We start from the raw sequence: 11,864 nt of genomic DNA, 5'->3' as shown, positions 1-11,864 counted from the left end.
GTTTAATAGAGCGCCTACCTTCAGTGGGCGTTCATCGTATTGTTTAGCTATCAGGCTCGCGTAGGCCGTTAATGCTCAAACGGAGCCACAGTAAAATGCGGCTCCGTTACTCTGAATAGCGAAGTGCATCGATCAACAGCGCAAAAGCTGGCGGATGCTGCTTACGGCTTGGATAGTAAAGGTAATATCCGGGAAAAGTTGGACACCACTCCTGTAAAACCTGAATAAGCTCGCCTGACTTTATATGATCCTGAACCGCGTTTTCGGGAACACAGGCGATCCCAAATCCTGATAATGCTGCATCAATTCTTTCTGGCAGCAAATTAAACGTCAGCTGACCATCAACTCTGACCCGTAACGGTTTCCCTTCTCGCTCAAACTCCCAGTGATAAAGTCCACCGGCAGTTGGCAGACGCATATTGATGCAGCGATGATTTTGTAGTTCGTGAGGCGTTCCAGGCGCAGGGGTTGTAGCGAAATAAGACGGTGCCCCCACCACGGCCATCCGCATATCTGGCCCAATCCGCACTGCAATCATATCCTTATCCACACTTTCACCCAGACGGATCCCGGCATCAAAGCGGCCTTCAACAATATCGACAAAACCGTTATCCACCACCAGTTCGACATTGATTTCGGGATATTCCCTGAGGAACGGTTTTAGCTTCGGCCAGACCAGACTGCGCGCAGCATGTTCCCCGGCTGATAAACGAATATTCCCGGAAGGTGTGCCATTCAGTTGGATAAGTGATTCCAGCTCCTGTTCAAGCTCGTCAATACGAGGCTCAAGACAGGCAATTATTCTCTCCCCTGCTTCCGTCGGGGCCACGCTACGGGTCGTTCGGGTTAAGAGGCGGATATTTAGCCTTTCCTCCAGGGCCTTAATCGCATGGCTGAGAGCAGACTGAGAAACACCGAGTTTGCCCGCTGCTTTGGTAAAACTTCGCTCCCTTGCCACCACAAGAAAGATTTGCAGTTCGTTGAAGTTTTCTTTGAGCATTGGCGATTTCCTTATGGAAGCATTCCCTTCAAAACGCACTCATGAAGGGTGTTCATAGACACAATCATTTTAGCCCCATTACTGACAATAATGATAATTGATATTCTGGCTGTATCGAAAATAAGTCTGAATTATCAGAAGGTTTATCATGAAAATACTCGTTGCAGGAGCGACAGGAAGCATTGGCATTCATGTTGTGAATACTGCTATTGCAATGGGCCATCAGCCCGTGGCTCTGGTCAGAAATCGGCGCAAAGTAAAATTGCTCCCTCGTGGGACTGATATTTTTTACGGCGATGTCTCAATGCCTGAAACACTCACCGATTTACCGAAAGACATTGATGCCATCATTTTTACACTCGGTTCCGATGGTCAGGGACGCATTGGTGCCAGAGCGATAGATTACGGCGGTGTACGTAACATTTTGCGAAGATTCATGGATACACCTGTTCGCATCGCCCTGATGACAACAATTGGCGTTACTGAGCGTCTCAGTAGCTGGAATCAACGTACTGAAGTTCATGACTGGAAAAGACGAGCTGAACGCCTGGTCAGAGCCAGTGGGCATACCTACACTATCGTCAGACCCGGCTGGTTTGATTACAACAATGATGATGAGCACAGAATCATTATGCTTCAGGGAGACAGACGCCATGCGGGAACACCGGAAGATGGTGTTATCTCCCGGGAACAAATCGCCCGGGTACTGGTAACGGCCCTTAGCAACGATGCGGCAAAAAATAAAACGTTCGAACTGGTCGCAGAGCGAGGAGAAGCACAGCAGGATCTCACCCCTCTGTTTGCAGAGTTGCAAAGTGATAATCCCCAAAAAAATGATGGGGTTTTCGATATAAACAATATGCCCCTTACTGAAGAACCGGAATGCATTATTAACGACCTGAATCTGTATTCGAAAAAATTACCAAATAGTATTTAAACGCGGGCGGAAGTCTTTCAAGTTCCGCTCGCAGCGCATGGTTTAATCCCTGCTGTGTTCAGAGCATGGTTCAGAAATTAAAACGGAACCCGACACTGCCCGTGACCGGAGACTCGGTCTGCTTACCGTTTTCATAACGAGCTTCAGCCCAGACGCCAGCATTTGGGGTCAGTTGCGCACTGACGCCCAGTCCGTATTTACCGGTCGTCCCGGAGATGTCGTTCCTGAAGCCGTAGGTGTCATTGATTCGGACTTTGTTGTTGTCCGAAAATTCATGACTTACCGCCGCCGACAGATACGGTTTGACCTCTTTTCCTGCAACGTCCAGGGTCATCCCCAGCTTCACGCCAGCCTCAGCCTGCAGGGATTTGGTCGCACCGACTTTGGCCTTCATACCGTTATTCAGGTGAATATCCTTCTCATCCGCCCTGAACGCCGTTGTCCGCACGTATGGCTGCGCCCATGCATTCTCATTCAGACTGAAGGTTCTGCCCGCTTCGAGGCTACCGCCGAAACCGTTCTGGCTGTAATCGCCCTTCACCGCCGTACCGTCACTCATCCAGGTACGAAGCTCATTATTAAAACGGTTGTATTTCAGCACACCGTCCACGTAGTAGCCGTCATTATCAAACCAGGTCGCGTACAGACCACCACCGGTGCTGTCGACTTTACTCTTTCCTCCACGGGCATGTTTAATGCTGTTGTCGCTGTAAGAGAAGAAAGTACCTACAGCTAAACTGCTGTCACTCAGGTCAAAGACCATATCGGCGCCGGTTTCGAAACCGTTCTGAGTCAGGGTATAGCCCGAGCTGGCCCCGCCGCTGATGCGGTTGTCTGACCCGGTATAACGGCCCCATACGCCCCCTGGTGCACGGGTATTCTGCATCACATCACCATGACGGAAACGCAGATTATCCAGCTCGCTGTTGAAGACGTATGCCGGTGCTGTCGCCATGCCCAGTACTGCGTCGGCCGATTTTGTTGTGCGACGCACCGGAGACGACGATGTACCTGCATCTGGCTTACCTGCGTCAGGGTTACCTGTACCTGGGTTACCTGCATCCGGGTTAGTCGGCGGAGTAACCGGAGGCGGAGTATTAACCTTCAGATACCAGTTGGTATTTTCCTTGCTCAGGCCGTATTCCCAGGTACCGGCATCGACTTTCCCGCCTTTCAGGGTAAACGCAGCATCACCGCCACCGGTTTGCACCACCTGAAGCGGCGCACCTGCAGATACTGGCTCCAGACCGGTGTTTTTGATATCCAGCACAAAGTTACCGCTGGCATTGCCCGCGACATTCAGCATATCTCCGGTATGTGATGCGATATCCGTGTTCATCCGGAACGTCCCGCTACCCGACAGGCTCCCGAGCGCCAGCGACACCGCCTGGAAGGCTGGCGTCAGACGCGTGGTTGCTGACGGACGGAAATCAACGGTCCCGTTATCCAGCGTTAATGCGCCGACAGTGGAGTCACCATCGAGATGCCAGACAGAAGCACCTTTAACCGCCATGTCACCTGCACCGGTGTTGTCTCCCGCAACGTTCCCCGTCAGGATGGTCCCGTTATCCAGTGTCAGGGTGGTGCCTGACTGTGTCGTCACATTAGCGTTCGCCTGAAGGGCGTCCATCGTCATGGCCCCGCCACTCTTAAGGAAAATCCCACCGTCCTGAGACAACAGGCCGCTGAAACGGGTACTACCGCCTTCCTGCGTCAGGGTACCGGTCCCCGTCAGGGTGCCTGCGAAAGTCGCAGCACTGTTGTTGAGGAAATACAGGTCCCCTTCATTTGTGACAACGTCACCGACGAGCGTCCCTTTATCAGTCAAGGTGGTGGTGCCAAAGAGCACACCGCCGCTGCGGACATCCAGCGTACCGTCACTGCCAACCATCGTATCGCTGGCCTGATGACCGTCAAACACCGTCAGGTATCCGCCGTTTTCCAGCAGCATATTGGCTGCACTGCCGCCAGCGATACTGAAACTGCCTTTATCGTTGATACCACTCAGGAATGCACTGGTATTGGTGACTACTGCCCCGCCAATGTTCTGGGTAACCTTAGAGGCTGAACCACCGGCCTCAACCTGCAGCATGCCGCCGCTTGTAATAGTCGTTTCTGTGACATTACCGTCGATGTAAACATGTTGACGTCCACCACTGTTAACGATTGTGTCAGTGGCACTGCCGCCACTGGAGACGTACTGGCGTCCGCCGTTGTTAACTGTAGTTTTCGTGGCATTTCCGGCGTAGAGATACTGCCCCCCACCGGAATTAATTGTAGTGTTAGTGGTACTGCCGCCGCTGGAGATAAACTGGCGCCCAGTATTGTTAATTACGGTGTCCGTGGCACTGCCGCCGATACGGACATACTGGCGACCGCCGCTATTAATAGAAGTAGCAATGGCGATACCGCCTTTGGAGACAAACTGACGCCCACCGTCATTAACAGAGGCGTTCAACGCATTGCCGCCGCTGTAGACATATTGGCTCCCTCCGTTGTTAACGAGGGTGCTCGTAGCAACACCGCCGCTGGAGACTGCCTGGATACCACCACTATTAAGGGTAGTGCTCGTAGCACTGCCGTCTGAATTGATATTCTCGCGGCCACCGTTATTAACGATGGTGCCAGTGACACTACCGCCGCTGGATACATGCAGTAAGCCATCGCTGTTAATGGTTGTGTCAGTAGCGATGCCCTCGACCATCACATTTCCACCACTGTTAATAGTGGTATCTTTGACCTGATGCCCATTGAGTACAGCGAGAGAACCACCATTCTCAAGCAACATATTGCTGGCACTTCCGCCGGCAATACTGAAGCTGCCCTTAGCGTTGGTGCCATTCATGAAAGAGTCGGTATTAGTGCTAATGGCGCCGCCGCTGTTCTGAGTAATTGCAACAGCACTTCCTCCAGAGTACACCACCAGTAAACCATCACTGTTAATGATGGTGCTCGTTACACTGGCACCGTCGTAAACATATTGCATCCCACCATCGTTAATGGTAGTGCTCGTAGCACTGCCGTCTGAATTGATATTCTCGCGGCCACCGTTATTAACGATGGTGCCAGTGACACTACCGCCGCTGGATACATGCAGTAAGCCATCGCTGTTAATGGTTGTGTCAGTAGCGATGCCCTCGACCATCACATTTCCACCACTGTTAATAGTGGTATCTTTGACCTGATGCCCATTGAGTACAGCGAGAGAACCACCATTCTCAAGCAACATATTGCTGGCACTTCCGCCGGCAATACTGAAGCTGCCCTTAGCGTTGGTGCCATTCATGAAAGAGTCGGTATTAGTGCTAATGGCGCCGCCGCTGTTCTGAGTAATTGCAACAGCACTTCCTCCAGAGTACACCACCAGTAAACCATCACTGTTAATGATGGTGTTCGTTACACTGGCACCGTCGTAAACAGATTGCATCCCACCATCGTTAATGGTGGTGCTCGTTACACTGACACCGTCGTAAACATATTGCTTCCCACCATCGTTAATGGTGGTGCTCGTTACACTGGCACCGTCGTAAACAGATTGCATCCCACCATCGTTAATGGTGGTGCTCGTTACACTGGCACCGTCGTAAACATATTGCTTCCCACCATCGTTAATGGTGGTGCTCGTTGCACTGGCACCGTCGTAAACAGATTGAATCCCACCATCGTTAATGGTGGTGCTCGTTGCACTGGCACCGTCGTAAACAGATTGCATCCCACCATCGTTAATGGTGGTGCTCGTTGCACTGCCACCGTCGTAAACAGATTGATACCCACCATCGTTAATGGTGGTGTTGGTAGCAGTGTCACCTACATACAGGGACTGGTGCCCACCACTTCCAATTGTCTGATTGTCATAGGCTGCCGCCAGTACAGGCTGTGACGGCAAAAGCAAACCGGCAATCAGCCCTGCCAGCACGCTACGCTTGATTTGCCGGGGGCGCTGACCTCCTTTACGGGTCAGTTCTGAAGTGACCACCCACATCCCGGTGGATTCATTCCAGACAGTGTTATAAACCTTATTCATTGCTTACTCCTTTCTCCAGAGTGTCCTCAACACCCTGTTCAGTTAAAGAACGGTGAAGTTTATTGATGACGCCATTGACCTGAGCGCCAGTTATCAGCCGAGTACATTCAAATTGCCGGTCAGTGTTTTTATGTCTCGGGCACCACAGAAAATCGTGGTGGTCAAAATTCAGCGATGTATCGTCCCAGCACCCATAACAGCCATGGGAGTTGAATACCCGCCACGGGGTATAAAACTCACTGTTGGGCAGGCTGAAGCCGCTTATCAGCACCACCGGAATGCCGGTAGCCCATGCCAGCCATGACAGACCGCTTGGCAGGCCAATGAAGAATCTGGCATGCCGCAGTAGGTTCACCCTCTCCTGCAGCGGAAGCTTGCCGGTAAAGTCCTCTGCGCCCCACGGGATGTGATTCCAGACAAAGCCCTGGCCATAGTGGGCATCCCGGTCAATGCACAGCACCCGGTAACCCAGTGATTTCAGGTGTGCGATAACCTCACTCCAGCCGGTGCCGTTGTTCCAGTATTTCGCCTGACAGGTGGACTGCGTTGCGATGCACACATAAGGCTCCTGGATAACCCGGGGCGCAGACAGGTCAAGCCGGACGGGGGCTTCACGCGGGTCAACGCCCAGAATGTAGCCCGCAGAGCGGTGGAAACCGACCTTGCGGAAATCCACAGGCTGATTGTTTGTATCGCCACCGAAATAGAGCCCCACACGATAGGTGGCATAAGGCGCTACAGTGCGCGGCTTATCCGGCGTGGAAAACTGTATCTGCGGATACTGAGGCGCCAGCAGATCAATAATGTCCTGCGCCATCGTGCATTCCAGACGGCACTTATGCAGGGACTGGAAGCGTTCCGCATAAGGAAACCACCCGAGCAAATCGCCCAGCGTCCCGGTCGGGAATGAAATTAGTACAGGCCGGTCTTTTAATTTCAGGGTTTCATCCAGCAGGGGCGTTTCTTCCCCCTGACGGAATACCTGAATACGAAAGCGCACAAAATATTTCTTACTGCTGGTTACCCAGCCTTTATCCACATCGCAGCAAAAAAGAATATTTTCTGAATCTGCATCCAGCAAACGCACGTGCCATTTCCCTTCAGGAAGCAATACACGTGCACCATCATTAAAGTCATAAAAAATATTTTCAGGCCCTGCCTGCGTCGGCGTATCAGGTGGAGGGATAAAAAATGTATTCTTCAGCGTTGACATATTTTTACCTTCAAAAATATATAAGCGTTGAAAAGCACGATGAGTACGCTAAAAATATAACTGAAGTATCTTTCTTATGATGAGTAACACCCATCGCACGGTTCTGATATTCTTCTGTAATAGCAGAGAGGAGCTCACATATTACATTCTCACGATGTCACACATCGCGCATTCCATTATAGTTATAACGACTTTAGTCGTTGCCGATGAAATGCTCTCTGCATGACTTCCGGCTACGCGCAGGAGTTAGTTTACAGTTTACGTGCGGAAAGACTTATCAATTTCGGAAGTGTATCCGGTCAGTACGTACCATTACAGTGCTTACAAAAACTTCCCGTTCATAATCCATGCAATATCATTCCGGTTTCTCAGACCGATTTTAAATATTGCCTTTTGTCGGTAGTAACACACATTGCTGTAATGTATCTGCATACGCTTTGCAATATCACTTACAGCTTCCCCACTAAGAAGTGCATTTATCACCTGTCGCTCATTAGCACTTAAACGCTGAAATCCATACCCACTATTTATATAGCGAGAAGGCACGGCCAGAATGCGCTGAAAAATATTTTTCAATTGATGGAAATTTTGTGACGGAGAAATCCAGGTAAAAGGATATCTGATATTATTCCGCCCTTCCTGATGGCCAAATAAAATGCATGGAGTCCCTCTCAGTTCGTGGCGTTCAGAATAAAGGACTGACAGATTCCACAAAAACCACAGCGCCCTCACAGTTACTGATGACTCATGGCAGGTCAGATCTACCACAATGACACGCTGTTTCCCGGGGATGTGTCTGTCAGACAGAATATGCGACACAATCTGCTCCGGTGTTTCCACGGAAATAACCTGAACAGCATGTTGCCCGGCACTTTCCATCACTGCAAAAAGCCCGAGGCGGGTGTACTGACACTGACTCATCAAAAATATCTGTTTCATCCGTATTCTGTCAGCTCCAGAGGAGCCTGTTCATTCTGTTTTCTCGATACCATCCACTGACGTAGTTTCTGAAATTTTGTCAGTGGCCTGAGTGACTGCTTTGCTGCGGGGGCAACAGGTTCCAACTGAACATCCAGTTCTGCTCCTGAACTGGCCGGGATTTCCTGCGGATCCTGTATATCCAGGATCCGCAGTGCGCGTCTTCGTCCCGTTGTCGGTTCGTTTTGTATAAAGCGCCTGCTGCGGATATGGTTTCGTCCCTCGTGCTCAATGTAATACAGAATATTTTTTGCTGTTCTCTGGGGTATATGAAACTCCCGGCTGACCGCCTCAACTGTCAGTAACCTGCCGGTTCGCATCCCCCAGAAGGTCACGATGATATACAGTGGTCGAGCCTGCATGTCCTGAACACACTCAGGACAGAAAAAATGTCTCTTTATTCGTCTGCGCCTCTCAGGCATACCCGCCACCTGAATATCTCTCCGTCAGAAGTATGAATTAAGAAGCACTGACATCCCTCCCCCCAGTAATTACAACAAACATCTGTTGCCGCATGTGTCGGGTTATCAGTGCTGAGTAACGCGCAATACAGGTGCACAAGAAGAGGATCTGTTGTTGTCAAAATGACCCATTTTGACAACAACAGATTAAAAAACTAAATTGTAGCTTTTTCCTGGTTTTATTTTCTTAGTTATGTGGCATTTTTGGCCATTCATACTGATAATGGAGTTTTGGAAAATTCAGAAAACTGACAGACATCAATGCCATATTGTTACAGAAGGGAATTGATACGGGGATTTTATTGATTTAAATCAAATAATTTTTAATTAATTGTTGTTTGCATAACCTGTGTTTTTTAACATTTGTAACCGCAATACAGGCAGTTTACAGTTTGGGTCAAAAAGTTGCTTTTTCGCCCTTTTTGACGGCTTCCATAACCGTTCAAAGCGGGCCGAATTTGAAGCTGTATAAATCACCGTATGCCGGATATTCCGGTGTCCCAGGTAATCCTGAATCAGGCGTGTATCGATGCCGTTATCTGCCAACGCGTAACCACACCCATGTCTCAGCATATGTGGATGGACAGCAACAGTCAGCCCGGCATTTCTTCCTGCTTCAGCCAGCAAGTTATAAAATCGTTGACGGGTAAGCGGACGCCCTGATCTGGACATAAACAGCCAGTCCCTCTCTTCTTCTGCTGCAGGCAATTTTATGGTTTCCCGGGCTTTGAGCCAGTTCCTGATACATCGTACTTCTTCAGTCAGTAAGGGATGCACGGTACTGAAGCCGTTTTTCAGTCGCCGAACGCACAGCTTTCGGGACTCGAGCTCAAGGTCAGCAAGACGTAACGAAAGCATTTCGCTGACCCTGAGTCCGTGGATAAAAGCAAGAAGAATCATGCAGGCATCACGTTCCGGGTGGCGCCCCTTCAGCACCGCCCGTAACAAAAGGCTGACTTCATGGTGAGTAAGAAATTTTCGGGAAGACATTAATAGCTCCGGTCAGATGAAACAGAGCGGTCAAGAGTGACACGATGCCCCCATCAAGCTATGGCTAAACGTGCTAAAGTCAGGAAAGCAGAATAAAACTCCGATTGCTCTTAAGAACAGTCAACTGGCATGGACCCACAGGTATATCAAATGAATTTAATCCAGCAACTGGCGGGAATTATCGAAGGGAATCTGAACAGTCCACTGTCAGTAAAAGTTCTTGCTGAACGTTCAGGCTATTCAGAACGCTGGCTGTACAAACTGTTTCAGGATGTAACGGGGATCAGTGTAGCGCAGTACATACGTCGCAGAAAACTAACACTTGCCGCTTTACTTTTGCGCCATACCAGTCGCCGGATAACAGACATATCACTAATGTATGAGTTCAGTTCGCCCCAGGCTTTTTCCCGTGCTTTCAGGCAACAGTTCAAGGTGTCACCAGTGCAGTATCGCAATGCGGATGCCTGGGATATGCAGTATGCCCAGCCCGTATTGTACAGAACCACACCGTGCACAAAATTCAGAATGATTGAGATAGCTGAGGGCAATCATCCTTCTGTTCCAAACCTTAAAATGCCTGTGAATCTGGGAATGGACTTTATCCATACCCAGAGCGGCGATCATTTTATTTATAACCGTAACCTTTTTGAGTCCATAATATCAATTTATGGTCCTGTTAATGAAATGTCTGACTTTATGATTTCAGGCGAAATGATACCCTCCAGAGAAACGGATTCTGAACTAATTTATACTTTTAAAGAAATAAAAAGTTTTTCCCTGCCAGAGACGCTTCTTCCTGATGGTTTATATGCCAGCCAGGAATTTACTGGGACATACAAAGAGATTTTTGATTTTCATATATATGATGCCATGGGTGCGCTGTGTATTAATAAATGTGTTATGAAAAGAGGACCTATATATACACTATTTCACAGAACAGATAATAAAAATATTATGGATATGCAATTCCTCATTCCTTGCGTAAAAATTTAACTTCGCCAGACCCGATTAAAACGACCAGGATTACTGGCTGTATACAGTACAGTATGATGAATGTTCCTGTGTCCCAGATAATCCTGAATCAGACGAGTATCCAGTCCCTGATTAGCAAGAGCATAACCACAGGCGTGACGCAACATGTGTGGATGCACCTTAATTCTCAGACCCGCACGTTGACTATATCGTGCGCAGAGTTTATAAATCCATTGTCTGGAAATTTTTTTCCCATGGCTTGACAGAAAAAGATAATCATCCTGACTACCTTTAGCGTATCTTTTTCTGATAAGAAGCCAGCGTTGCAATAGTTCTATTGTTTCTGGCTGCAATGGATGTGAAGTTGATAATCCGTTTTTCAGCCGCCTAATAAAAACAATTTTTTCAGTCATATCAAAATCTCCCAGTCTAAGGTCTATCAATTCACTGACGCGAAGTCCATGAATGTAAGTTATTTGCAGCAATGCTTTATCACGGATTTCATTGCGCGTACCCGTTATAGCATTAAAAAAAAGCGCCCATTCGCTGTTGGTGATGTATTTACGCATATTTCCTCCTGTCAGAGTTATACCTAAATTTTACACTATTAATTAAAAGGAAGACTTATCAGTTTCGGAAGTTGGCGTGTAAACGTTCCCCGAACGCCGTATTGACGTTATCTTCCCTGGCCTCCAAAGATATTTACATCCAGGGCAACAACTCCTTCACGCGGTTACCTATATCAGAGTATTACTACCGAAATAATAACTTACCCCATCAACATCGTTGGCAGGGGTTATGGTAATTAACTATTTTTCCGATAATCTTTAAAGACGTTTTAAAAATTAACCGCTAACTAATAATGATATTTTACTGGCTAATTTTTACGTGCTAATCACGGCAGACGAAATAACACATTAAAATAACGCCAAAAACCTCGATATTATCAGCAACGCATGTTGCATCTCTTTGTTTTGTATAATAAAAACATGATTAAATAATTGCAAGAAACAAAATAAAATTAGGATTTTTTTATTTAAAACTCAGACCTTAGAGCTTGCTTAGTTTATCGATAAATCCTACTTTTTTATTGCGATCCAATCATTTTAAGGAGTTTGAAATGGATAAGAAGCAAGTAACGGATTTAAGGTCGGAACTACTTGATTCACGTTTTGGTGCAAAATCTATTTCCACCATCGCTGAATCTAAACATTTTCCGCTGCATGAAATGCGCGATGATGTCGCATTTCAAATTATCAATGATGAATTATTTCTCGACGGTAACGCTC

Annotated in this window: 9 protein-coding genes and 1 pseudogene; 3 read left to right on the top strand and 7 right to left on the bottom strand. The window is 48.1% G+C overall.

The window, feature by feature from the left end; genetic code table 11:
* Window positions 1–106: 106 nt before the first annotated feature.
* Entirely contained in the window at window positions 107–1,000 is an 894-nt protein-coding gene (locus tag H9644_RS02805; RefSeq protein ID WP_191773039.1) for a LysR family transcriptional regulator, read from the bottom strand.
* A gap of 148 nt (window positions 1,001–1,148) precedes the next feature.
* On the opposite strand from H9644_RS02805, the gene H9644_RS02800 reads away from it, so the two are divergent.
* Window positions 1,149–1,937: an SDR family oxidoreductase gene (locus H9644_RS02800; RefSeq protein WP_105289297.1), complete on the top strand. Its 789-nt coding sequence runs from the start codon at window positions 1,149–1,151 to the stop codon at window positions 1,935–1,937.
* 70 nt (window positions 1,938–2,007) lie between these two features.
* Here H9644_RS02800 and H9644_RS02795 read toward each other — a convergent pair whose 3' ends face one another.
* The 5 genes from H9644_RS02795 to H9644_RS02775 all read right to left on the bottom strand — a co-directional run bounded on the left by H9644_RS02795 (window position 2,008) and on the right by H9644_RS02775 (window position 9,603).
* Window positions 2,008–5,961 (bottom strand): autotransporter outer membrane beta-barrel domain-containing protein, encoded by a 3,954-nt coding sequence (locus tag H9644_RS02795; RefSeq protein WP_191773034.1) that lies wholly within the window; start codon window positions 5,959–5,961, stop codon window positions 2,008–2,010.
* Window positions 5,954–7,174 (bottom strand): autotransporter strand-loop-strand O-heptosyltransferase, encoded by a 1,221-nt coding sequence (locus H9644_RS02790; protein ID WP_191773031.1) that lies wholly within the window; start codon window positions 7,172–7,174, stop codon window positions 5,954–5,956. Before H9644_RS02790 ends, H9644_RS02795 begins: the two co-directional genes overlap by 8 nt.
* Before the next feature lie 321 nt (window positions 7,175–7,495).
* Window positions 7,496–8,113: a LuxR C-terminal-related transcriptional regulator gene (locus H9644_RS02785; protein WP_191773028.1), complete on the bottom strand. Its 618-nt coding sequence runs from the start codon at window positions 8,111–8,113 to the stop codon at window positions 7,496–7,498.
* On the bottom strand, window positions 8,110–8,574 hold the full coding sequence (locus H9644_RS02780) for a CaiF/GrlA family transcriptional regulator (protein WP_191773025.1): 465 nt from the start codon (window positions 8,572–8,574) through the stop codon (window positions 8,110–8,112). Before H9644_RS02780 ends, H9644_RS02785 begins: the two co-directional genes overlap by 4 nt.
* 366 nt (window positions 8,575–8,940) lie before the next feature.
* Window positions 8,941–9,603, bottom strand: a complete 663-nt coding sequence (locus H9644_RS02775) for a tyrosine-type DNA invertase (protein WP_191773023.1) — start codon at window positions 9,601–9,603, stop codon at window positions 8,941–8,943.
* Between the two features lie 150 nt (window positions 9,604–9,753).
* On the opposite strand from H9644_RS02775, the gene H9644_RS02770 reads away from it, so the two are divergent.
* Window positions 9,754–10,596, top strand: coding sequence for a helix-turn-helix transcriptional regulator (locus H9644_RS02770; RefSeq protein WP_191773021.1), 843 nt, complete (start codon window positions 9,754–9,756; stop codon window positions 10,594–10,596).
* On the opposite strand, the gene H9644_RS02765 is transcribed toward H9644_RS02770, so the two are convergent.
* Entirely contained in the window at window positions 10,593–11,144 is a 552-nt protein-coding gene (locus tag H9644_RS02765; protein WP_137501938.1) for a tyrosine-type recombinase/integrase, read from the bottom strand. The two genes, H9644_RS02770 and H9644_RS02765, sit on opposite strands and share 4 nt — an antisense overlap.
* A gap of 551 nt (window positions 11,145–11,695) precedes the next feature.
* Between H9644_RS02765 and H9644_RS02760 the strand changes: the two are divergent.
* Window positions 11,696–11,864: pseudogene (locus H9644_RS02760) on the top strand (glutamate decarboxylase); the annotation flags it as partial.

The organism is Escherichia whittamii, assembly GCF_014836715.1.
GTDB classification, from domain to species: Bacteria; Pseudomonadota; Gammaproteobacteria; order Enterobacterales; family Enterobacteriaceae; genus Escherichia; species Escherichia whittamii.
Note: the sequence above shows the minus strand (reverse complement) of the source record. Positions and strands in the feature narration are given on the sequence as shown.